14 protein-coding genes and 1 pseudogene are annotated in these 23,988 nt (G+C 53.0%); 11 read left to right on the forward strand and 4 right to left on the reverse strand.

Going from position 1 to position 23,988, the window contains the following annotated elements:
• The first annotated feature begins 3 nt into the window (after nt 1-3).
• From HOL66_05375 to HOL66_05410, 8 genes are all read left to right on the forward strand, one after another.
• Nucleotides 4-186 carry a hypothetical protein gene (locus tag HOL66_05375; GenBank protein MBT5243654.1) on the forward strand — a complete coding sequence of 61 codons (183 nt, stop codon included), beginning with the start codon at nt 4-6 and terminating at the stop codon, nt 184-186.
• Nucleotides 187-898: 712 nt separating this feature from the next.
• Nucleotides 899-2,155: a TolC family protein gene (locus HOL66_05380; GenBank protein MBT5243655.1), complete on the forward strand. Its 1,257-nt coding sequence runs from the start codon at nt 899-901 to the stop codon at nt 2,153-2,155.
• A 397-nt stretch (nt 2,156-2,552) separates the two neighbouring features.
• Entirely contained in the window at nt 2,553-2,957 is a 405-nt protein-coding gene (locus HOL66_05385) for a hypothetical protein (GenBank protein MBT5243656.1), read from the forward strand.
• Nucleotides 2,958-3,154: 197 nt separating this feature from the next.
• Nucleotides 3,155-3,418 (forward strand): AlpA family phage regulatory protein, encoded by a 264-nt coding sequence (locus HOL66_05390; protein MBT5243657.1) that lies wholly within the window; start codon nt 3,155-3,157, stop codon nt 3,416-3,418.
• Nucleotides 3,419-3,523: 105 nt separating this feature from the next.
• Nucleotides 3,524-7,234, forward strand: coding sequence for a hypothetical protein (locus HOL66_05395; GenBank protein ID MBT5243658.1), 3,711 nt, complete (start codon nt 3,524-3,526; stop codon nt 7,232-7,234).
• 248 nt (nt 7,235-7,482) lie between these two features.
• Nucleotides 7,483-8,139: a recombinase family protein gene (locus tag HOL66_05400; GenBank protein ID MBT5243659.1), complete on the forward strand. Its 657-nt coding sequence runs from the start codon at nt 7,483-7,485 to the stop codon at nt 8,137-8,139.
• Between the two features lie 63 nt (nt 8,140-8,202).
• Nucleotides 8,203-8,442 carry a hypothetical protein gene (locus tag HOL66_05405; protein MBT5243660.1) on the forward strand — a complete coding sequence of 80 codons (240 nt, stop codon included), beginning with the start codon at nt 8,203-8,205 and terminating at the stop codon, nt 8,440-8,442.
• The gene (locus HOL66_05410; protein MBT5243661.1) at nt 8,439-8,792 is read left to right on the forward strand and encodes a hypothetical protein; all 354 of its coding nucleotides are present in this window, start codon (nt 8,439-8,441) and stop codon (nt 8,790-8,792) included. Before HOL66_05405 ends, HOL66_05410 begins: the two co-directional genes overlap by 4 nt.
• A gap of 38 nt (nt 8,793-8,830) precedes the next feature.
• Here HOL66_05410 and HOL66_05415 read toward each other — a convergent pair.
• From HOL66_05415 to HOL66_05430, 4 genes and pseudogenes are all read right to left on the reverse strand, one after another.
• Nucleotides 8,831-8,953: pseudogene (locus HOL66_05415) on the reverse strand (ATP-binding cassette domain-containing protein).
• Nucleotides 8,954-9,095: 142 nt separating this feature from the next.
• The gene (locus HOL66_05420; protein MBT5243662.1) at nt 9,096-13,748 is read right to left on the reverse strand and encodes a hypothetical protein; all 4,653 of its coding nucleotides are present in this window, start codon (nt 13,746-13,748) and stop codon (nt 9,096-9,098) included.
• A 180-nt stretch (nt 13,749-13,928) separates the two neighbouring features.
• Nucleotides 13,929-14,522 carry a hypothetical protein gene (locus HOL66_05425; GenBank protein ID MBT5243663.1) on the reverse strand — a complete coding sequence of 198 codons (594 nt, stop codon included), beginning with the start codon at nt 14,520-14,522 and terminating at the stop codon, nt 13,929-13,931.
• Nucleotides 14,519-15,781, reverse strand: coding sequence for an integrase arm-type DNA-binding domain-containing protein (locus HOL66_05430; GenBank protein ID MBT5243664.1), 1,263 nt, complete (start codon nt 15,779-15,781; stop codon nt 14,519-14,521). Before HOL66_05430 ends, HOL66_05425 begins: the two co-directional genes overlap by 4 nt.
• Before the next feature lie 266 nt (nt 15,782-16,047).
• Between HOL66_05430 and HOL66_05435 the strand changes: the two genes are divergently transcribed.
• From HOL66_05435 to HOL66_05445, 3 genes are all read left to right on the forward strand, one after another.
• Nucleotides 16,048-22,191, forward strand: coding sequence for a hypothetical protein (locus tag HOL66_05435; protein ID MBT5243665.1), 6,144 nt, complete (start codon nt 16,048-16,050; stop codon nt 22,189-22,191).
• Nucleotides 22,192-22,290: 99 nt separating this feature from the next.
• A complete protein-coding gene (locus tag HOL66_05440; GenBank protein ID MBT5243666.1) occupies nt 22,291-23,001 on the forward strand; it encodes a SapC family protein in 711 nt (236 codons plus the stop codon).
• A 692-nt stretch (nt 23,002-23,693) separates the two neighbouring features.
• Nucleotides 23,694-23,960 (forward strand): hypothetical protein, encoded by a 267-nt coding sequence (locus tag HOL66_05445; protein MBT5243667.1) that lies wholly within the window; start codon nt 23,694-23,696, stop codon nt 23,958-23,960.
• The last annotated feature ends 28 nt before the right edge of the window (nt 23,961-23,988 follow it).

Raw genomic sequence — 23,988 nt, forward strand, 5'->3', positions numbered from 1 at the left:
CGCATGCCTAGTGGCATCAAAGCAATCCTTTCGCTGATCGTGCTTATCGTTGGTGGGGTTATTTATTGGTATGACAGCCAATCCGGCAACGAGCAATTGGGTTTGGTCAGTGTCGGTCTATCAGTCTTCATGGTGCTTGCAATGTGGATATTCCCGGAAACAGGAAGCCGCAAAGGAAGTAAGTAAAAAATTATCCTCCCCTAACTTGATGCCGCCGGCAGGACAATCATCCTGCTGGTGGATTTTTTTTGCTCCTGTTGGTTCAATTTCAATTGTTAAATATCAGTGGTCGGATAGTTGAAAACTGAAATTCTCAAATGAAAAAGACCAGTCTGCTTTTACCCCTATAGCAGACCTTATTCAGCAAAGTTCTAAACGGCCGCTATTAGCCAAAAGCGGCTGTATAGAGAAATCTAATATTTTGTATCCTGTGGGACTGATGGGGGCGTTTTGGCGCATCGCTATGCCGTTAGGTGGGAGCCGTCCACGGCATCAGGAGCGGAATGTTTGAGCGTTGTCGTACGCGGCAACTAGGTTGTTGCAATTGGAACATTTCTTGTTGCCGTACACGACAAGAATAGATGAGCAAACCAAATGCTGAGATACCCAAAGTAGAATCTGATCGGGTCGTCAAGCGTCATCCCCTGGGGTACCCTCTTAGTATAAAGCCCTCTATATGACCACAAGGAGAGAGAGCATTCTCATTTCTTAACAAGCCCGTGAATCCGTGAATAATAACCGGCCAGATCATTGCCAAATACTTATTATTAGAGTTGACAGATGTAATTTGTAACCATTACAAGCTATTATAGATAAAGGGGTTTGATTCTTGCCACGCCTATTTGTGAAATCCTCCAAAGCATCTCTTCACCTATGCAGTGCCGTCATGGCTTGCTCTGTGGCTGTCTGTCTGTCTACAAGCCTGCAAGCTGAGACCCTGCCGGAGTTGCTTCCAGAGTTTCTCGGCAATCACAATCTGATCATGGCAGCAAAGTCTGACGTCACGGCTGCCAAAGAGACGGCACTGGCCGCCAAAGGCGGCTGGTACCCGGCCTTAAGCGTGACAGTAACGGGTGGCAGTGAACGCCAAAACAAGCCAACCGGAACCGATCCTGCCAACATGGTCTCCCGGGAAGCCGATTTTACCATCACCCAACGTCTTTGGGACGGCGGTGCCACTAACAGTGCCGTTCGCACAGCTAACCTGTCTCAACTACAGTCTGAAGCAATTCTGACGTCAACCAAGTCGAGCCTTCTTTTAAGGGGCTTCACTGCCTATATGAATGTTATTCGCGCAGCCGAAGGCCTTGATTATGCCAAACGCTCCGAAGCCAATATCAAAAAGCAAACCGAACTTGAGGATGCGCTGGTTCAACGCGGCGCCGGTTTAACAACAGATGTCTTACAGGCAAAAGTTCAGTTTGCCGGTGCCCAGGCACGCAGGGTTCGTGCCGAAGGTGGCTTGGCTGTCGCCAAAAATGCCTACCGCGGGGTCTTTCTTAAAAACCCAGGGCCCGCAGACACTTTGCTCAAGCCGAAGTTACCCGTTGACCTCGTCCCGGCCACCGTTGAAGAAGCCGTCAAGCTAGCCATTAGCAACAATGCCTTTCTGGTTGCCAATAACATCACCAGTGAGATCGCCATGGAGGCCGTAAACGCCACCAGGGCAAGCAGCTACAGGCCAACGATTGACGGCATCGTCGATTGGAAACATAAAAAAGATGTCAGCGCCACAGCAGGTTACCAACAAGAAGTGTTTGCCAAAGTGCAATTAAGCTTCCCCTTCAACTTGGGCTTCACTGCCACCAACACCTTAAAGGCAACATCAAAGGCACACGACGCTGCCAACTATCGTTACGCGGACGCCAAGACCTCGATCGAAGAAGCCACCCGCAATGCTTGGGAACAACTACTAACAGCAAAACTCAATGCCGATATGCTTGGCAACCAAGCCAATATTGCCGCCGAGTTCCTGGTGTTTGCCCGTAAAGAACGCACCCTTGGTCGACGTTCACTCCTTGATGTCTTAGGGGGAGAGACGGCGCTGATTAATTCTAGCTCTGACGCCGCCTCCGCTGAGATTGATATCGCCGTCGCCAGCATGACCCTGCTTGATGCCATGGGTGAACTCAATGAAGAGGCGCTTTCTCGTTAACACTGGCCCTCTTTTAAATGTAGGCGATCTCTGACTGGCTCTTCTTAGTTCAACCGGAACAATATTAAAGAATTTTGATTTTCTTATTGGAATGTCTAGTATATGTGACAGCTTGATGTACACGACAATAAATCTACTGCCGACCTAAAGTTTGAACTTTAAGCCTTAAGTGGAAGTATAGTTTTTGGTCCAGTCAGCGACCCTATCAAATCAGGTGGACACAGGCAGCATCCAAGTGCTGCAGGCTTACAATGGCGAAACCTTAACCATCCCAGGCGATTCCTGGCTCCTCAAAGCAGACTTCACCCCACAAGGCAGCGATCTTTTACTAACCGGCCCTGACGGATCTCAAGTTTTGATCCGTGATTACTTTAATCTAGATATCCCCCCAGATTTGATGACGGACGCCGGCGGTGTGATCCCGGCACAGCTTGCTTTAAAGCTTGCTGGCCCTGCTGCACCCGGACAGTTTGCCTTACTTGAGAACGGCCCTTTTGCAGAGCTGGCCCAGGCAGCTGAATCCATTGGCCGGGTTGAGGCAACAGATGGTGTGGTTGAAGCGATCCGTGTTGACGGCACCAAGGTCGAACTAGCCAAGGGCGACGACATCTTCCAAGGTGACACGCTGGTAACGGCCAAGGGCGCCGCCATTGGTATTACCTTCGTCGACGACACCACCTTCTCTCTGGGTGAAGAAGGCCGCATGGTCATTGACGAGATGGTCTATGACGCAGACACCCAGTCGGCGATGCATTATGTCGATCTGCCTAATTTTACCGAGCAATATCAGTATATTATCTAGCAAAACGAGATAGTTATTTATCAACTGAAAAATAAATTGCCACGTTCCTTGCCGCTATTGATGTCGCCAATCACCTATTCCCGCTGTCATAACCAAACCAAAAACGAAAACGGCATCATCTAAGCCGTTCCCGTAATCACGTATTTTCCTCTCTCGCTACAACTCGTGAAGTTGCAGCAGTAGCAAGAGAGGCCACGATGACAAAGAACCACACATTCCCGAATTCAAAGTGCATCCCTGACGCTTCGGGCATTTCTCCCACCTTCATCAGCATGAACAAGTTATCAAAACGGCTCGACCGTGCTGAATCAACACTTTACCGCTGGTCTGCCGAGGGGTTGTTTCCCGCCAGCGTCAAGGTCGGCCCTCATGCAAGTGCATGGCGAGTTGCCGAGGTTGAAGAATGGGAACGAGACCCTCCGAGCTGGCGCAAAAGCCATGCCGTGGTGGCTTTAACATAAATGCCTGGTTCTCCCCTCCCCCAAAAACCCCTCGTTTAGTGGTCGGCACGAAAATGCCCCCGCACTGCACCAACAGATACGAGGGCAATAGTAAAGACGTGATAGATGAACTTAGTCGAAAAGCCCTCTAATTTCAATCCTGACCAGCCTCTAACTAAGGCTGATAGCCACTCCCCGACAGTTATGCCTGTGGCAACTGGACGCCGCCCGACGACCAAGACCATTGGCAAAAATGCTGATGGTGTTTTGGCGGTAATTCAAGGATTTGAGAAGCAATGGAAATGGCGGCTGTCGTTTCGAGATGTTCCTGACATCCAATCTCTGTTCGAGGTGCTGGAAGAGGATAGCAAAAACCCAAAAGCCGCAGTTGTGCGAGGCGCGTTGCGCGGCCATGTGGACCCTGACGGCATTATCCACTTGCGGAAGGATGTCTCCAGATGGGGCGACACAGCGCATTTTGAGGAATGTCCGCGCAATTGGTTGATGATTGACATCGACAAGCAACCGCTCGACGGCATTGACCTGATAAATACTCCTGTAAAAACCGTCAAACGTGCTATCGGCAAGTTTTTACCTGATTGTTATCAGGATGTCAGTTTTGTGTGGCAACTGTCATCGAGTGCGGGGCTTAAAGATGATGGCCTCCTGAGCATCCATATCTGGTTCATTCTGGACAGGCCCGTCTGGCAAGATGAGTTGAAGACGTACCATGTGCTAAAAGCACCCGCCGTTGATCCACGCCCCTTCCAAACTGTTCAAGTTCACTATATTGCCGCCCCTATCTTCGAGGATGGCATTAAAGATCATCTTTCAAAGCGAATAGGACTGGTCAGGCTGGATAAGGCCGAGGTTTCGTTACCCGTGTTGCCGCCGGAGGCTGTTGCGTCAGCTTATAGAACCATCGGCAAAGGGCCGACAGGGTCAGTTCACGGATTTGAAGAAAAACTCAAATTCCTGGGCGACGGCGAAGGGCTATCTCGCTTTCACGATGTTCTTATCGCGGCGGCCTCTAGTTATGTCTACGGAAAATTCGAGTGGGAAATCGACACTGAATGGCTCAAGGCGCGTTTACGGGATGCCATTAATAATGCTCCGAAGCATGCAGGTCGAACCAACATTCCTCACTACCTGAGCGACGGCTATCTCGACCAAAACATCGACACGGCGATGAGTAAGTTCTGCCAAGCCGTCACGACGCCAAAATATCCAACCCCGACTATGACACCAGAAGAGGCACGGGGTGAAATAAAGGCGCACATGTGGGACGCCGCTGACCAGCATTTCGAAGCGTTGGCCGAATGGGAGCGGGTGAACAAGCATTACCAAACCGAGTATCAAAAGACCTTTGAAAAGCTGGAAGCTGTTGCAAAAAAATCCGCTAAGAGAAAAGGCGTCGAATATGACCCAGCAGCGGGCGAAGCAGAAATTCGTGGATTGGTTTGGCGAGATTTGGAATTCGGCGAGCTGGATGCGCCCGGCCAGCTGCCTAAAGCAGTATTAAGTTTGGCCGTCGGTGTTGGTCTTGGCAAAACCGAACAGGCGTTCAAGCTGATTAAATACATCCGTGATACGGCTCTGGTCTTGCTCAAGGCCGATAAGAGCGCCGCCGAGGCTAACAAGCTGTCAGATACCACCCGAATTGCCTATCAGCGTCTCACCAGGGCCGTGTTGGCAGTACCGACGCACAAGTTAGCGGATGAGGCTGTCGAACGTGCGCGAGGGGCTGGGCTGTCAGCAGGGCCGTTTCGAGGCCGGTTGTACGAGGATAAGGAAACCGGCGAACATCCTATGTGCGAAGAGGTTGACAGTGTCCAGCGGTGTGTTGACGCTGGTCTCCCGGTGGAGGCGTCAATGTGTCGGACGCCATACCAAAAGTGTGAGTTCTTCTTTACCTGTGGGTACTATGACCAATTGCACGTGTTGAGCGGTTGCGATGTCGTTGTCGTTCCGCACAAGTCGCTGTTCCACCTGATGCAGGCTATCAATTCGCGGGGATTGCTGATCATTGATGAGCAGTTTGCTTTTGATGGGGAGCAGCCGCGTCGGGCGTTGCGGATGTCGGAACTCAGGAAGAATAAGGATGAGGTTTATGCAAAAGAGGTTCTTGGCAAATTGCGTCCTGATGAAAAGTTGACCAAAAAGCTGCATCAGTATCGTGAAATTGCAGCTGCCGCGGTTATCGAAAGCCCTGACGGGAATTTGAGTGGTCGGTCAATGTGGGAACTCTCAGCTAGCGAGGTTGCCGAGGCCATTCGGCTTGAATGGCAAACGGTTGTTCGTTCGCCGGTCTATCCAGGGATGCCCCGAGGGAAACTCCTCGCAGTGTTAGGCTCTGCGGCTGCGTTGAAGCGGATGAGGTTGCGGGTTGATTTCTGGAAGGCACTTCTGGCGCTGGTTAGCAGTGATTGGAAACAAAAATCCGGTTGGTTGGTTCGAGACACCAACGCAGATGGTGACGCCATCGTTCGCGTCGGTGGACGGGCGTCGATTAAGGATGGTTGGTTTGACGGTTTAGCCGTTTGTCTGGACGCGACATCGTCACCTGAATTGGTGCAATTGTATTTCCCTAAGCATGAGATCGTCGCGCCGCCTGCTATTGAGGCTATTCAGCCCAATGTGACGGTGATGCAAACCATCGACAAAGCATTCTCGGCGTCCATGTGTATCCCTGTCGAGGGCTTGGAGCCTGACGAGCTTAAACGTCGTGAGAACCGCGCCAGGGAGGTGTATCGGTTCATTCTGTTGCGGGCGTCCGAGTTTCGCGATCAAGGGGCTGATGGCATCGACGTGTTGGTTATCTGCCAGCAAGCCCTAGAGCAGTATCTTCTGGATTTAGGTTTGCCTGACAACGTCGAGGTTGCCCACTTTAACGCGACACGCGGAATTGACCGCTGGGGCGATGTCAGGTGTTTGATGTTGATTGGGCGCACATTGCCGCCGCCAGTTGATGTTGAGGTGCTGACGGAGAACCTGACCGGCTGGGCCGTTGAGAAGGTCAGAGACGGCAACTGGTATCCCCGTCAATCGGCTGGCGTTGATGTTGGTAACGGCGTCGGATTGTCGGTCCAGGGCGAGCAACATTCTGACCCGATGGTCGAGGCCGTGCGCTGGCAGATATGCGAGGCTGAGTTAATCCAATGCGGAGGTCGTGGCCGCGGCGTTAATCGGTCGGCGGAGACGCCCTTGCAACTGGATGTTCTGAGCAATGTCTGTTTGCCGATGGAAGTGAGCCAGCCAGTGCGCTGGGATGATAACGCGCCGGGCCGGATTGAGGAGATGGTGGCCCTTGGGCTTTTACCTGACGGACCCGCAGCCGCAGCCATTATTTACTCTGATTTATGGCCGACACTGAAAACGGTAAAGATGGCAGCCAGAAACGCACGGGCAAAATGCCCAAAGGCCAATATGCTCAATGAAAACTCAAAAGATCAGCTAAATGGCCTCAGTTCCCTATTAAATATATATAGTAGGGATTTGAGGCCATTTAGCAGCAAAGCGACGACCTCTCCACTGGTCGGTTCAATTGAGACCCTTGTTAATGTGTGGGGTTTGAAGCCTCTAGCCTTCGGCGCTCTGTCGAGAATGGTATTCGCCCAGGCCAGGGTCGAACGACCCGACAAACGGGCATTGAAGTTCAAGTTCCTGTTTGATCCTCATCTCATCCATGACCCTGAAAGCTGGCTTTCTGAGCGTACAGGCTTGAGTGTTGCGGTTGAGATATTCCCCATAGACGTTGCATCGCAGGCAGATAGTAGTTCTCAAACTACAAAATATAATAATGTTGCGGTTACGACTTACGAGGCAACGCCTCAATAAAAAGCGCCAATTCTTTATAAAAAATATATGCGAGCAGTCCGATACTCTCTACCACACGTACAACTCAAGGCGGCAATCGCCGATGCCGCCCCGACCGGCACCCCCGGCCTCGACTTTTCCTGATCTTAACAAACGACTTTTACGCTCAGGTAGTCAGTTATCTACTTCCTGTTACATGCACAACCAACATTGACAATTGTCACACGCATCCTATATCTTGATCTCACACCGATATAGGAGCCATCGCCATGAAACGGTATGTGACTTACAAGCGCGTCAGCACCAAGGAACAGGGCAAGAGCGGTTTGGGCTTGAGCGCCCAAGAGCGCGACATAAAGCTGTTCCTCGACAACTACAGCGAGGAACCTTGGGAGATCGTCGGTGACTTTGTTGAGGTGGAGACTGGAACCAACGCCGACCGGCCAATTCTGAAAGAAGCCATTGCCCTGGCGAAGAAACACAAAGCGACATTGCTGGTCGCCAAGCTGGATCGCCTGAGCCGAAAGGTGTCGTTCATATCCACATTGATGGACGACAAGGCATTGAAATTAACCGTCGCCAGCATGCCAACCGCTGACAAGTTTTCGCTTCACATATACGCAGCCCTGGCGGAGCAGGAGCGTGATTTCATATCTATTAGAACCAAAGGCGCACTGGCAGAAGCCAAGGCCCGTGGCGTCAAGCTGGGTGGCCTACGCGACAAGACAATGAAACGAAATATCGCCCTGAAAAAGAACGCCCAGGACCGTGCGGAAAAACTGCGGAACCTAGTCGAGCCAATGGTCAAGGATGATATGTCGCTCAGGGACATGGCAAAGGCGCTTAACGAGGCTGGCATTGTGACGGCCAGGGGCGGAGCGTGGGGTGCCGTTCAAGTTTCACGGTTAGTGAGCCGATTAGCCTGATGACATGATATAACTAGTAAGTTTCATTACGCGTTGAGAACCTACTCCTACGGAGGCTAGAAAGTGGCCAAACTAACATCTGAAATTCTTGATGAAATCAAAGCATCGTTTGAACGAGTTGGCGGGGAAGCCTATTTGGACGAGTTGGCAATGCGCGATCCGCCAACTTTTTGCCGGCTCTTGGGCCTTGTCGTCCAATCAGAAATCAAAGCTGAGATGGCAACGAAAATCAATCACTTCAACCTGGGCGGTGAGATGGCCAAGGCAAATTTTCGGTTGGCCAAACCGGAAGATGACAAATGACCAATATTGATCTGCACCCTGTCCGCAACAATCCGGACCTGCCGAACTTCTTCAAGCTGCACATCATCAAACGCATAGACGAACAAAACGGCCAGTACGGTCTGGCCTGGAAGCTCATCCGCCGTTACCGTGAAGGAAAATACTGCTTGGCTGAAAAGGCTGGAGGGAAACTATGCCTCAATACCGCCAAAGTTCCAGGTGACGGCCCCCGTGGGCGTTGCGGTTGGCATGGTGGCACTGGGAACACTGGGCCAAAGACAGTGGCTGGGAAAAAACGGATAGGTGATGCTCAGAGATTGAGGTGGGCTAGGTATCGGCGTGCCGATAGGATTGAAAAGGCAGCGACATAGAACCAGCAGTCCATGAGGCCGTGAGCTTACGATCCTAAGGATTTGCCGGCCCCGTTGGGGCCGATCAAGCCGGTGATCGTACCCTTGCGGATATCAAAACTGGTTCCATCGACGGCGCGCACGCCGCCCAAATGAAGCGCGACATCTTTCAAGTTAATCATGAAAGTAGGCTAGCATTTAATTATCCCTGTGCAAAACAGGGAAATGTCTAAAAAGACATGAAATTTGGGAGAAATGTTCTTTTTATTCGCCTGGTTCTGCGCAGAAAAAAACCCATTGTCCGCCTGTCGCCTAATGGGGTGATTAAACGTAACCTGTGATGTCAGCTGATGTAATAGTTGCATCAAGATCGGCGATTTCCAGAACGGTCGCGACTGCTGCATCGCTACCGTCGGCGTCATAGCGCACGATGCCAGTGTCTGTATCTTGGAAGAAAAATACTGCCGCCCCGTTTGAAGTCGTCAATCCAGAACCACTCGCGAAAGAGCCTGCGCTTAGCAGGACGCCGCCACCGTCGAAGAGTCCTGCAGCGTCACCTATGTAGCTGCTTGCTTCGAAAGCCAGAGCATCGGTAGAGGAGTCCCAACCGGTGATGGTTTCAAATGTTCCGGCTAGAGTTGAAGCATCCGCATATTGAATCGTGTGGTTCCCCGTTCCGTTCAGGGCATAGGTGTCGCCGACACCGGCACTCTCGGTAATTGTTACATTCGCTGCTCCGGTGATTGTCAGGCCATCAGCGCCACTGGCCGTCGTAATGTTATCGACATTGGATACCGTGATGCCCGAACCTGCGGCGGTGCTTAGTATCAGGGTATCGGTGCCGGCGCTGCCAGTGACCGTATTCACATCGGTCATGTCGGCACCATCAACCGTCAGCGAATTACCACTGGAATGGAAGACAATCGTCTCGACCGCGCTAAGAGTTGTATTTGCCAGACTGTAGGTACCCGTTTCCCCAAGAGTCAGGGTATCAGTGTTCGCACCACCGGTGATGGCCGTGATTTCGCTTGATGAGTCCAGCTGTGAGGCTGCGACTGTCAGGTTATCGCCACCGGACCCGAGTTGGATTTCAACACTGGCGGTAAAAGTTTTCATATCGGATGTCAGGTCAAGGGTTGTACTTGAATCGGCCAGTTGCAGGATATCAGTTGAAGCGCTGCCGGTGATCGTGGTGATATCGACCATGTCGTTTGTATCCACTGTCAGTGTATTACCCGAGCTGTTGAAGACGATCGTTTCGATGTCCGTTACTGCTGTGTTGGCCAAGGTAAATGCACCCGAAGCACCCAAGGTCAGTATGTCGGTCCCGGAGCCCCCGGTGATTACTGTAAGTTCCGTTGCCGAGTCGAGTTGAGCAGCGGCTACTGTCAGGTTATCGCCACCGGTTCCAAGCTGAATGCCGACGGCGCCGGTGATGGCCTTAGATCCGATTGTAAGATCAAGGGCGGTGCTGGCATCGGACAGTTGTAGTAAGTCTGTTCCAGAGTTTCCGGTTAGTGTAGTGACGTCAGCCATGTCGGCCGTATCCACGGTCACCGTGTTTCCACCGGAATTAAAAATGATCGTTTCAATGGTTGTCATGGTTACGGCGGCAAAAGTGTATGCGCCAGAAGTATTCAAGGTCAGAGAATCAGTATTTGCACCACCAGTAAGGGTATATAATTTAGCAGTTGAACCGAGCACAATGTTGTCATCGCCGGTACCGCCTTCCAGGGTGTTCAGGCTGCCGGAATTGAAGTTGATTTCGTCGTCGCCCTTCGATCCGATGAAATGGCCGATATCCCAGATCATGTTGTTCAAGGAAGTCGCTGAATTGTTAACTACGGCACTGGTCTCGGTCTCGGTGACGTTGCTGCTGCCATTCCAATAGGTCGATGTGTAACCGGCAATGGTGGCGCTGACGCCGGTGGTGCCTTGGCCGGTGAACATGGCTGAATAGCTAAACGTGTTGATGCCGTCGTCGGGAATGCCGTCACCTGAAGGCTTTCCACCGGTTCCATCATCCTGATTATCTGTATTGGTAATGCCGCCGATCAGCAGGCCGTCAAACGAGGCCGCAATATTAAAGGTGTCACCGCCGCCCTTGCCGAAGACGATAATGCCGTCCATTCCGCCCGTACCTGACGTTATATCATTCAGGGTGAATACATCATTGCCGGAGCCCCCGGCAACGACATATCCGACATCTCCGACATCCAATGACGGCATGACGATAATATCGCCTTGATCATCTGCCTCAGTCGCCGCCGACGGATCGACCTCGGTTTGGGCGGAATAATCCCCCTGAAGGGAGGGAACGTCATCATCGGCGAAAAGGTACTGGCTGACATTGGTGAAATCGATGGTCGAGGCCGTCCCACCTGGGTCTCCAACGTCTCCTCCATAACTGGTATCCAAGTTATAGGTGGTGCCCGACGCGGTCCATACTTCAACATTGCCCTTTGTCGCATCGCTTCCGTTGATGGTGAATTTTAGGACGGTGCTGTCCAGGCCATCAAAGGCCATCTGGTTGGAACCGCCGGCATCGGTGATGACATCGTCGCTGCCCAGTGCCGCCTTGGCGAAATAGAAGTTTGTATTCAGGCTGGTGCCAGCGAAATTGTCGATCGACGATGTCCCGGTGAAAAATTCGGCAAAGTCGGTCTGGGTGACAACCTGTTGCTGCTCCTGATTATCATCATGGATAATATCAAAGGTCTGTCCCAGGTCGAAGAATTCGCCCAGCAGCGGATCGAAGACATCGCCGCCGAACGGATCGCCATAGGGGTCGCCGAAGTAATCTCCACCGCCTCCGCCGTATAAAGTATCACCATAGAAACCGCCGCCGCCGTCATCGTAGAAGCCACCGCCATCATAGAAGTCGCCACCGCCGCCGAAGAAATCGCCACCGCCGCCGAAGAAGTCGCCGCCTCCACCAAAGAAGTCACCGCCGCCGTCATTGAAGCCCCCGCCATCGTTCGTGCCACTGCTATCGTTTGTGCCGCCGCCATCAAACGTGCCGCCGCCATCCGGTGCATTGGGGTCGCCACCAAAACCATCCTGTGCATTGGGGTCGTCACCGGGACCGGGACCGCCGGGGCCAGGACCACCGTCATCGAAGCCATCATCGCCACCAAATTGGTCCTCAGTCGCCTGCATCGCCAGCGCCATCGCCTCTTCTGGGCTGGCGCCTGCGGCCAGGGCGTCATTGAAGGCCTGCTCTGCCACTGCCCGTTCCTCGGCTATATCTTCCGGGCTGTCGCCTTCTGCCGCTAATTGGGCGGCTGCGGCGTCTGCTGCAGCTTCAAAAACTTCTTCCGCCGACGCGCCTTCGGCGATGGCCTGACGGGCGGCTTCCTCTGCCGCCGCGGTTATGGCGTCGTCGTCACCTTCGGGGCCAACCGCTTCCGGGCCTTCACCTTCGCCTTCGCCGCCTTCGCCACCATCGGCCTGTTGTTCGCCGTCTGGTGGGGCGTCGCCATCACCGGCCTGAGGCTCGCCGTCGGGTGGTCCCTCGCCATCGGGCGGTGCGTCACCCTCGGCACCGGGGGGAGGCCCGCCGCCGAACTGCGCGAACGCCTCGCTCTGGGCCTGCATTTCGTTGGCGGCGTGTTCTGCTTCGGCCTGCGCCACTTGGGCTTCGGCTTCAGCCGCTTGCGCCTCGGCTTCCGCCGCTTCGGCTTCTGCTACCTGGGCTTCGGCCTCGGCGATCTGAGCTTCGGCCTCGGCCGCCTTGGTTTCCGCTTCCTCCTGGGCCGCCTGGGCTTCGGCTTCCGCCGCTTCCGCCGCCGCTATGGCTTCTTCGTCGCCAGCCGCTTCGGCTTCCGCCCGCGCCGTCTCGGCTTCCTCAAGCGCTGCATCGGCTTCGTTCTGTGCATCCTGGGCTTCGGCTGCCGCCGCTTCCGCCTCGGCTTCCGCAGCCTCGGCTTCCGCACCTGCCTGTTCGGCCTCTGCGGCGGCCTGTTCGGCTTCCTGGGCATTTTCAACCGCGTCGTTGGTCGCTTTGGCGGCCACCGTCGTTGCCTGCATGGTCAGGGTTGAACCAAAATTCTGCTGAATCTGTTGCGGGCTGAACACCACCGGTGGTGGCGGGGCCTGGAAGGAACTGGTCATTTGTACCGTCGCGCCGACACTGCTCAATGTCACCGTACCGCCCTGGTTGGTGACCGACAACTGGCCCACAGACTGGACGCCCTGAGCATCGGTTTCGGGCAGCAGCGAGATAGTGTTTTCGGCCCCTTCCTGGGCCGCCCGTCCGGCGACCTTGGTGCCGCGAATGCCGATGGTGGCCACCGGGGTGGTTACCGTCATTCCGTCGGGGCTCGTCTTGGCGATCTGGCCGCTGACAAACGAGAACACGCCCTGGACCAGATTGGCGCTGAACTGGCCTTCCTGGGTCCCCGGGTCATAAACCATCTCGTCGATGACCATGCGGCCTTCTTCGCCCAGCGAAAACGTCGTGTCATCGCTGAAGGTAATACCAATCGCCGCGCCCTTGGCGGTGACCAGGGTGTCGCCCTGGAAAATATCGTCGCCCTTGGCCAGGGACACCTTGGAACCGTCAATGCGAATGGCCTCGACCAGACCATCGGTGGCTTCGACCCGACCGATGGATTCGGCGGCCTGGGCCAGTTCGGCAAAGGGACCGTTCTGTAACAGGGCGTACTGCCCCGGCGCGCTGGGACCGGCCAGACTGATGGCCAGGTCGGCGGGGATGATGCCACCGGCCTCGGTGATCAGGTCGGGCGGAGTGTCAAGATTGAAAAAGTCGCGGATCAGAATTTGTGAGCCGTCCGGGCCGGTCAGCAGCAGATCGAAACCCTGGGGCGAGAAATCAGCCTTCAGCAGCCAGGCGTCACCGGGAATGGTTATTGTACCGCCATTGTCAGCCTGCAAGACCTGGACCGAACCAACCTCGGGTGTGTCGAAGATCGAACCATCATCAGAGGTGTCAAATAAAGCGGTGGATTGTGCCATGACTGGTGCCTGTATGTTTTCTCAGTTTCTACCGAACGGTAAGCATAATCTGTTTTAGGTACCGACATCAACTCTTATGGACATTAGCTTCAGTGCTGGAATCTTATTAAAAAATAAGTTTGAAAGCACTGCCCCGGTGTAGCGGTAGTTGGCGGAACTGCGCGCGCATTGCGCTGGCTACTATTCTTTCCAGTCGTTGAGGTAGTAACTTGCCAGCCTCTTCCCGTTCATCTGCCCTTTGACTTTCTCTCCCTCAACAGATTCAATTAATTCGTTGAGGTAAGCCACAAACCCCTCCTCATCGCCGTCAACAATCCCGTTGTTTTTTTCATAAATCCATGCGGCTGTTATGACGATATCCATACGGGACAGAGTTTTGTTACCCTCATGGCTCATGACGATCACTGATTTGCCGGCAATTCCTTTCGCTCCTAGTCGCTTTTTATATGAAGCAGCATCGCCCTGTTCAACGATCCCGATGTTGTTGATAGCTGCTCTAAGACGGTCTATGGCAGTTCTTTCGGCGTGTTTGATGCCTTCTGCCGCTCTTAAGAGATTGAAAATTTCCTCCGGGATGTTTTCGAGGTATGCGTCGAGCGCTTTAAGTTTCTTCTCAACTTTTGAGGGTTTCATTGGATTGGGCTGTTCGCGAAGCCATTTGTTATACCAAACAAGAATTTCTGAATTGGTTGAGAAGTCGTCTTTGTCACCACCATCAGGGCAAAATAAAGAGAGGTCACTCTGGCCAGGCCTGAATGGGGGAATGTCGCTCACACGATTTTCTCCTCGTTATTAGAAGAAGCAACGAGTTCACCAAGCCAGACGGCCCAGCGATCCATAGCATGGCGTTTTTCTGGCAGGTAACCCCAGCGGTCATAATGCCTGGACCCCACGTCTGTCATTGCGTGTCCCTGGATTCGATTTCGGATTTCCAGATCGACACCGATGGACCCCGCCAGCGTCTTCCATGTGCGACGCAGGTCTCTCGGGGTGAAACTGACGATTTTTAACTTCACACATAGACGAGCCACGGCACCATTGAAGCCGCCGTGGCCTCGCGGTCCCCGCCCACTTCTGCCAGGAAAAAGCCATTTAGATCGACCGGAAATCATTTTAATGCATTTTAATATATCAATGTGGAGCTTGGAGAGAGGAACAATGTGCGGTTCACTCTCCGTATTTCGAGTCTTGCCGCGTCTGTCGGGTGGCATCGCCCAGATTTTCTCATCAAAGTCGAACTCGCTCCACTCAGCATGCAACACCTCTTGAACACGCTGTCCAGAGGCGAGTAGAAACTTAACGGCCAAGGCTGTGTGAAGGGTTACCTCGCCCGCACCCAGTCCCTTCCAAACGGCTTTCACCTCATCCCGTGAAAGGGCGCGATTTCCCACGCTCTCTTTCACAATCCTCTTAGTCAACGCAACAGGATTGAACTGCAGACCAAATTCGGGGAGTTTGCCGTGCCATTGCGCCATGCCCTTTGCGTGGATGCCGAATTCAAAAGCCGCCCTAAGATACGATCTGACACGGTTGGCCTGCTTAAAGGCACCCCTATCAGCGACGACCTTAAGAACGTCCAGTATATCGTCGAATCCTACATCAGCGACCCGCTTGGCACCGATAATTGGCCGAATATCCTTCTCGAAGCATCTAGCAGTCTCTCCCGCTGAAACTTTCCCGTCCATCTGGAGATTCTGAATGTAAAATCGAAATAGATCGGCCACAGACCCGAGATTCTCGGTTTCCTTTTGGGCTTTCTCTTCAACGGGGTCAGCACCGCCATCAACGACCATGCGGGCTGCACGTGCCCTTTCCCTAGCTGCCTTGAGGGACACGCCGGGGTATTTGCCGAGGCCGATCTGCCTACGCCGTCCCGTAGTCGGGGAGGTGTAAGAGATGAAAAAGCTAATTGAACCGTTCGGGGCAACTGTCGCGCCGAATCCTTTTGATGCGGCGTCTCCGCTTACGTCGCGAATACGGTAAACTGTTTTTTTCGGCTTTGCAGTTTTCAAGCTTCGTTCTGACAGGGCCATTGATGACTATTCCATTTGCCGCAATAATTGCTACGTTGTGCATGAGATCCAATGATATTTCCTGAGAAGCATGATAGTCTGTGAGAATTGTATTTTGCAAGTTAATTGGCTAAATATATAAGGTTATCGAGTAATTTCCGAGACTCTACGCGGGCCTTGAGAATAGATACGTTCCCGACACCCAGGAAGGGGCGTTTAGCGCCAATCTTGTTCAGGGTGTCTTCTCCTTTGTCAGTGGCGAGATCGCCAAGACCGGCGCTGATGCCATGACGGTGACGACACCTGTCGCCACTATTGGTATTCGTGGCACCAAGGTCGCCGGCCGGGCCGCCCAGGAAGGAGCCCAGAACACGATTTCACTACTCCCTGAGACGGACGCCCAGGGTAACCAGTCTGTTGGTCAACTGGCCATATCCAATCAATCCGGTGGCCCGCCGGTGGTGATGAGCGTGGCCGGGGCAACGGTACAGATGACCAGCGCCTTCCAGCCGCCGCCCCCGCCGGTGGTATTTAGTCAACAACAGATCCAGGAAAACTTCGGCTCTACCCTGACCATGCAAGCCAACACGGTCGCCGCCAAGGCGACCAATGATGCTGCAGAGGGTGCAGCGGCTGCTGACCAGGCAGAAGCTGATGCCCAGGCGGCCGGTGAGGAAGCCGACGCGGCTGAAGCTGAAGCGGCAGCGGCCGAGGCTGATGCTGAGGCGGCCCAAGCGGAAGCCGAGGCTGCAGCCGCAGAAGCAGAAACAGCAGCGGCTGAAGCGGAGGCCGCCATTGCCGAGGCTGAAGCGGCTGGCGATGAAGCGGCTCTAGCTGAAGCCGAAGCGCAAGCCGCAGAAGCCGAAGCTCTGGCAGGAGAAGCTGAAACAGCCCAGGCAGAAGCTGAAGCCCAAGCCGCGGAAGCGGAAGCTCAGGTAGCGGCGGCTGAAGTCGCTCAGGCGGAAGCGGAGACTGCACAAGCGGAAGCGGAAACAGCGGCAGCAGAGGCAGAGACGACTGCAGCAGAAGCCGAGCACGCTAATAGCGAAGTGCAGGCTCAGGCTCAGGCTCAGGCCTTTGCCCAGTTTGGTGGACCACCTCCCCCGGGAGCTGATGGCGACGCACCCCCGGATGGCGAGGCACCTGCGGACGGTGAAGCCCCGCCCGATGGCGGGCAACAAGGTGATGGCGGTGACGGAAACCCCGATGGCGAACAGCAGGCAGGTGATGGGCAAGGCGACGCCGTTGACCAGGCAGCTGAGGAAGCCGCCCGCGAGGCTATTGCAGAAGGCGCTTCGGCAGAGGAAGTCTTTGCCGCTGCCGCAGACGCTGCTGCCGCGCAGTTAGCCGCAGAGGGCGATAGCCCCGAAGATATCGCTGCTGAACGGGCTGTAGCGGAACAAGCATTCAATGACGCCCTTGCTAGTGGTGCCAGCCCCGAAGAAGCGATGGCGGCAGCCATGCAGGCGACGGAAGACCAGTTTGGCGATAATTTCAACGACGGCGGCGGCGACCCCAATCAACAAGGCGGAAACTTTGGCGGCGATCCAAACGCCCCTGACGGCGGTTTCGGCGGCGATCCCAACGCACCGGGGGGCACTGGCGGCGATCCCAATGCGCCGGGCGGTTTTGACGGTGGTGGCAATACGGGTGGTGGCGACGGCACGAACTTTGGCGGCGGCGACCCATTCTTTGGTGGTGGCGACCCCTTCTTCGGTGGTGGTGACCCCTTCTTCGGCGGCGGCGACCCGTTTGGTGGTGGCGATCCGTTTGGCGGTGGTGACCCATTCTTTGGCGGTGGCGGCGACCCGTTCTTCGATGGCGGCAACAATCTTTATGGCGGTGCCGGGGATGATTTCTTCAACGATCCCTTCGGCGGCGACACCTTCGATCCGCTGATCGGTGAAATTTTCGACCTGGGAAATGTTTTTGACATTATCGATCACGGCGATGACCCCAACGCGCCACCCCCACAAGAAGTTGAATCCCAATCGTCGTTTACCGATCAGGTAACCTTTACCACTGGCGATGACACGGAAGAGGGAACTTCTGAAAATACCAATTTTTATTATTCCTATGCCTCCCTCGGCGGGGTCGACACCATCACCGACCTTGGCGGCAGCAATCAGATGTCGTTCGACGCGCTTGATAACATCAAGATAAAAGTAACCACAGACGCCACCACCCTGGGCACTGGAACGGTCGATATATGGAATGGCTTTAGCGCCGCCGAAGGTTCCGCACCAGCCACCGGCTCCCCACCTAACCAGACCATCACATTCTCGGATGTCACCCAGTATCTGTTCGCAGATTCCACTGTTTCCTCCCTTACCGGCGGTTATTCCAGCCAGAGCTCAGCGGATTTATCGGCAACACCGACAGACGCTGATTCCGGGGACATCATCGTCATGCCCGCACTTGAAACGAATGATATTGGCTACGTCATTGCCGGCACCAGCAGTGGCGACACTATCAACCTGTCCCAAAGCATGGACGGAGCCATCGTCTTTGGTAAGGGCGGTGGCGATACCTTTAATATTTCAGTGAACATGGATGCTCTTCTGATTGGCGGAATTACGGGGACAGACAATGTTGATGACGGAACCGGGGCGGGGGTTGCCAACGATGGGATACCTGATGATGGCATTAACCTCTTTGACTATAGCTCGTTGATTAGTGGCACGACGACCACCGGCATTGCTGCGACACTGTTCAGTTTCTATGACAGTTTTGACGAGAAGTATGAAACCACGGCTCTTGTATCTGGCGGCTCCGGACTTTTAAACAACAACCTTTGGGATGTTGGTTCCTTCACCGCAACGGATGGTGTTGATACGATCAATCTTTATGGTGCAAGACTAAATACTCTTAACGGAGGGACCGGGGTCGATACGATAACAGGGGATGCCAACACACGAATAATGACCCTTGATGCCGGTGCCGGAGATGACATCGTAAGCCTGTATACCAATACCTTTGTGGATACGACGGCTTCTACCGTCAAGGCCACCATCTCAGGTGGCGCTGATTCAGATACTTTAAATCTCCTTGGTGGAGGCACGCTGACAGTCTCTCAGCTGGCTAATGTGTCAGGCTGGGAAACCTGGTCGCTGGGAACAAATGCGGCATATAACATAACCCTTGGCGCCAACAATGATCCAACCAGTGGGGCACTGACAATCAGCGCCACGAGCGTAACAAGTGCAGCCGTAACAATTGATGCATCTGCTGAAACAAGTACCAGTATATCCTACTTTGGGGGTGGAGGTGTCGACACCATCACCGGTGGTCAAGGCGCTGATGCCATGGTCGGTGGAACAGGTGCCGATGTTTATATGTCCAGAGCATCCGGAACCGACAACTCCAACGCTACAGCGTCAAACCTGGATGCCATCCATATAGATGTTTCTCAAGGTGACGTCCTTGATATATCTGCCTTCACCGCCATTACCGAAGCGGAAATGGATGCCGACACCTTTACTGTCACCGACGATGGCGCCGAGACCTTTGCCGATTCTCTGGCATTAACACTCGCCGACGCAGGAGACGTATCCTTCTTCACCTCCGGGGGTGAGGCTTTCCTCGTTATTGAAGATGGAACCAACCTTAACCAGTTTAACGCCGGTGAGGACTTCATCATAAAGATGGTTCAAAGCAACGGCAGCACGGCTTCCATCTTCACCAATATCTCGAGCCTGGCCGACGCCAACATATTGGGCTTTGGTTTTACGGCCACGGCTTCCAGCGCCACCTTAACCCTGACTGGCGATCCTGGCGGGGCCATCATTGTCGATATGACACAAACTGTGTTTGCAAGTGTGTTTTCCGGTGGGGCCACCCCGGTACTAAGTGGCACCTTTACCAATGGCACGACGATACACTTAAATGCTCAAGCCATGTCCTCCTCCGTCACCCTGACCACGGTGACAACGTCTTCAGCCATTACAGTTGATACGGGTACCGGCACCACCACCATCACCGGTGCCGCCACGGGTGGCGTTACCATCGATGCCTCCAGCACTTCCAACGGTGCGGCCCTGACACTTGGTGGCTCACAAGACTATGTTGTTACGGGCCTCATTGGGGACATAGGAACCAACAGTAACACCGGTACTTTGAATGTGACGACTGGTGACGCTTCCGATAACACGATAGCCATTGCTGCCGGCTCTCAGGGTATGACGCTGAAAGCCACAACATCGGGCGACACAGTTTCAATCGATGCGGCTGGCACGGACGAGGCATCATCGTTCACGATTACTGCTGGCAGTGCTGCCAATGTCGCTGTCGCAAACCTGAAAAGCGACTTTAATGCTGCTAATCTCAGTGGTTCTCTTACAATTGCGTCAACCACGGACCTTGCTGACAATGCTCTTACGGTTACTGCTGGTAGCGGTAACTTGGCTTTTACCACTAGCCTGGGTTCTGACACGATCACTATAAACGCCGCCGCCATGACGGGTGCCCAAACAATCACCCTCACCGGCAACACCTTTACAGATTTTGTCGTCACCAATTTCAACTCAACTGGACTTTTGGATGCATCCGCCGCTCAAGATGGTTTGACGATCACGGGTTCAGGAGGTACGGGAGATCGCAGTTACACAGTAGGCGACTTGTCAGCCACGACCTCGATTACCACATCCGCTACAGGTGCCGTGACGGTTAATGCCTTAGCGGCAAACCATGGCAATAGTGGAAATGGTAACTTTACCCTGACGGCGGCGAGTGCATCTTCCAAAACAATGAACATCACGGGTGATGGCACCATTTACACTACAACGGTAGATACATACGTAATTGGAGATGACAGCACTGACACACGCACTATTAACCTCAATGTCGATTCCTCTTCCATTATAACCGCCTCATCTGCCAGTGACGCTATTAGTTTTGTCACCGGATCAACCACTTTTACCGGAACGCTTACTGGAGATGCAAATGCCAGTGACAACATTTGGCTAAGTGACGGCGCTAACATCTCAGGTGCCACCCTTAACAATATTGTAGATTTAACGGTGTTCCAGAATTCCACCGTTACCATGACGGCTGTGCAACATGAGGCCTTCACCGGTACCATCACAGGGGCCGGAGCCGAAACCATAAATATTACTGGCGATGGCAATGTGTCTGCGAAATCTGTTTTTGGCACTTATGTCATAGGAGATTCAAGCACTGACGCTCGTCAGGTTACCCTTACCTCCACCTCGTATACAACCACCGCAAACTCAACCACCGACGCCGTGACCTTCCTCGTAAGTGGGTCTTTTACCCGAGATATTGTTGGAGAAGGGACGGTGAACGATGTTCTTTCATTGGCAAATGGCGCGTCACTGAGCACTGGTGTCGCTCTTACTGAGATCGAAGATCTGACCATAGCCACTGGAGGCACGGTTACCATCCAAAATACCCACCATGCCGGCTTCACAGGGGCCATCACCGCCGCAGGAACTGAGACATTGCATGTTGATGGTGGGGGTTCACTTTCGACCCTGGCTAATATTGAGAATTACGTTCTGGATTCCGATTCAGGGTGGGGCACATTGACAGTAGCTAACAACGCTAACAATATTTCCATTGACGCGACAGCCCTTGGCACGACCACATTTGCGGTCAATGCCAATGCAGAAACCAACAACGTTGTAACCCTCACGATGGATAGCGACACGCTGTACAATGAGTTGGGGGCGTATGCACTTACAGGTGGCCAGGGATCCAGTGATGTTCTTATTTTTGATGGAGCTTTAGATGCTACATCAGTAAGCGCGGCTGACATGGGTGGCGTTACCGGGTTTGAGACATTAAAATTTACCGACGGATATAGTTCGGTTATTAACCTTGCGGACATCAACAACGGCTCGACACAACTTACTATTGATGCGTCTTTACTTACGACGAGCCGGGCGAGCGTTAACGGCCAACTCGATACCAATGGAACTTTCGTATTTGTTGGAGGTACTCAAAACGATGTTTTCGTGGGGGGTGCCGGGGATGATACATTCACTGGCGGCGCAGGGGCTGACTATCTGAGTGGACAGGCTGGCGCAAATACCTTCATATACACAGCGACGACGCAATCTACATCCACAAGCATCGACGAAATTATTTCTTTTAATGTTGGTGTCAGTGCCTCTGTCATTGATTTAAGTGGAATTGCCGGAATAACCGAAGCGGAGCTCGACTCCGGCGGCGGCTATACCTTCGATAGTACGGTGCACTCAGACCTGGCAACCGCATTAGGAGATGCAACGTTCATCACTAATAATTTGACGACCGCGGGTGATATTACTTCATTTGTCACAGGCGACAGTAAAAGGTATTTGGTTATAGAAAGTGGCGATGCTGCCGGCTATGACAGTGGTAATGATATTGTATTTGAAACAAGCGCTAGTCTGACCGGGTTTGTCGACGCCAATATTCTTGGAGCCTAATTATTTCTTTTACCATTTCTTTAGGCGATAAGAGCAATCCCGTAATTTCTTAAATAATGGATATCACAATTACATCCCCTAAAGCGCGACCCAGCATCCATGTTTAAAAACCTTGAAACCTTAGACGCAGAAAATCATAAGAACTTGCGCTTCGCGCCAGCAAATGATTTCAGCTTCGCAGCCGAACTTTCCTCTGCACCGCTAAGCGCGTCTGAAGTAATGGAAGCAGCACGCGCCTTTCCCATTGTATTTACCACCGATGGCCCGTTGCTTCCGATGGCATTGATGTCAGTCGAAGAAGGTAAAAACGTCTTCATAAATGAAAACGGCGAATGGCAGGCTTCCTATGTGCCTGCACATATTCGTCGCTACCCGTTTATTCTTGGCGACACGGACACGCCAGAAAATTTCACGATCTTATTCGCACCTGACGCACCACATTTTAATGGCGACAACGATGGTAGCCAGCCTTTGTTTTCCGAAAACGGTGAAAAGAGTGAGACATTAACAAAGATAATTGAGTTTCTGACCATCCTTCAAAACGAAATTGCCGCCACCGAGAAATTGCTTGCTCCACTGGTTGAAACCGGAGTGTTGACCACACAACAGGTTGAACTAACCAATGCCAAAGGGGGGAAAGTAACAATTGCCGGTATGCGGGCCGTTGATCGCGAGAAACTCATTGAGCAAGATGATGTTACGCTCGCCGCGTGGGTTCGAAACGGCCTGATGGCCATCATTGATGCACACCTATCCTCAGTTAAAAACCTCAGTGTCATCGCTGATCGTCAAGGAATCGGTAAGGATTAAAACCAATCCATCGTCGGGTAGTCGTGCGTATACATCCAATGATTTTGAGGGTGCATCATTGATCCTGGAGATACCCTCCAGAACGATGTGAACACCGCCCTGACGTTTGAAAGGTCCGTCGTCACGTGGCAAATCCTTATTTTGTCGCATCGCAAATAGATGCTAGCGTGCCCGGCATGATTACCAGCACATGTGGCAGAAGTATCAAGCAGGTGATGAACCTGGAATAATAGATGTTACAGGAGATGAATGAACTCAAGAGTGTTCTCGATCTTAATTCGGTTTTGGGGACTATATAGCACATTACAGGGAGGGAGCTATAAAACCTCCCAAAATCTTCTCTTTAACAGCATATTCCCGAAAAATTCAAAGGCTTGCCCCGGACTAAATAGGACTGTAGTGGGTGTTAGCCATGAAATATCTTTGAAAAATGTGTAATATCGCCGTTATCAGCGTTACCGCAGTTATGGGGGAAGGGCGAGAGACCCATAGCTTCCCTAGAAAGGAAGAGGACATCATCATCTCAGCCCAACACAACCACGTCATCAGCTACGACAATCTTAGTGGTCTTCACTACAGCATGTCTGATGCCTTCTGTCGGGCAGCTTGTTAGCCTCAAGATTGAATGATAGCTCTAAAAATGCCGATGATTTTAGCAACTCGAAATCCGATCTCACGACAAAGAAATAATAATGACTAAGAACAATTTTTCAATTAATCGAAATGTAACCATCAGGGGCCATCGAACAAGCCTTCGAATGGATTCCGGGACCTGGGACGCCCTAGGAGAAATATGCCGGCGGGAGGGAAAAACAGTCCATCAGGTCTGCACCATGATTGAAGAGCGGCGAAAAGTATCAAACCGAACTGCTGCGGTTCGCGAATTTATCATTGATTATTATCGGCGGGCGGCCACTGAATCGGGACATAAGAAAGCAGGTCATGGAAGCAGGTTTTGAGTGTTATATGACCAAGCCAATGAACGTG

It is taken from the genome of Rhodospirillaceae bacterium (genome assembly GCA_018662005.1).
Lineage (GTDB): Bacteria > Pseudomonadota > Alphaproteobacteria > Rhodospirillales > JABHCV01 > JACNJU01.

Bases quoted from the DNA above. Each gene is read 5' to 3' on its own strand.
- HOL66_05375 (MBT5243654.1), top strand. From the start codon at position 4: ATGCCTAGTGGCATCAAAGCAATCCTTTCGCTGATCGTGCTTATCGTT.
- HOL66_05420 (MBT5243662.1), bottom strand. From the start codon at position 13,748: ATGGCACAATCCACCGCTTTATTTGACACCTCTGATGATGGTTCGATC.
- HOL66_05395 (MBT5243658.1), top strand. From the start codon at position 3,524: ATGAACTTAGTCGAAAAGCCCTCTAATTTCAATCCTGACCAGCCTCTA.
- HOL66_05385 (MBT5243656.1), top strand. From the start codon at position 2,553: ATGACGGACGCCGGCGGTGTGATCCCGGCACAGCTTGCTTTAAAGCTT.
- HOL66_05410 (MBT5243661.1), top strand. From the start codon at position 8,439: ATGACCAATATTGATCTGCACCCTGTCCGCAACAATCCGGACCTGCCG.
- HOL66_05435 (MBT5243665.1), top strand. From the start codon at position 16,048: ATGACGGTGACGACACCTGTCGCCACTATTGGTATTCGTGGCACCAAG.
- HOL66_05400 (MBT5243659.1), top strand. From the start codon at position 7,483: ATGAAACGGTATGTGACTTACAAGCGCGTCAGCACCAAGGAACAGGGC.
- HOL66_05430 (MBT5243664.1), bottom strand. From the start codon at position 15,781: ATGGCCCTGTCAGAACGAAGCTTGAAAACTGCAAAGCCGAAAAAAACA.
- HOL66_05440 (MBT5243666.1), top strand. From the start codon at position 22,291: ATGTTTAAAAACCTTGAAACCTTAGACGCAGAAAATCATAAGAACTTG.
- HOL66_05445 (MBT5243667.1), top strand. From the start codon at position 23,694: ATGACTAAGAACAATTTTTCAATTAATCGAAATGTAACCATCAGGGGC.
- HOL66_05390 (MBT5243657.1), top strand. From the start codon at position 3,155: ATGACAAAGAACCACACATTCCCGAATTCAAAGTGCATCCCTGACGCT.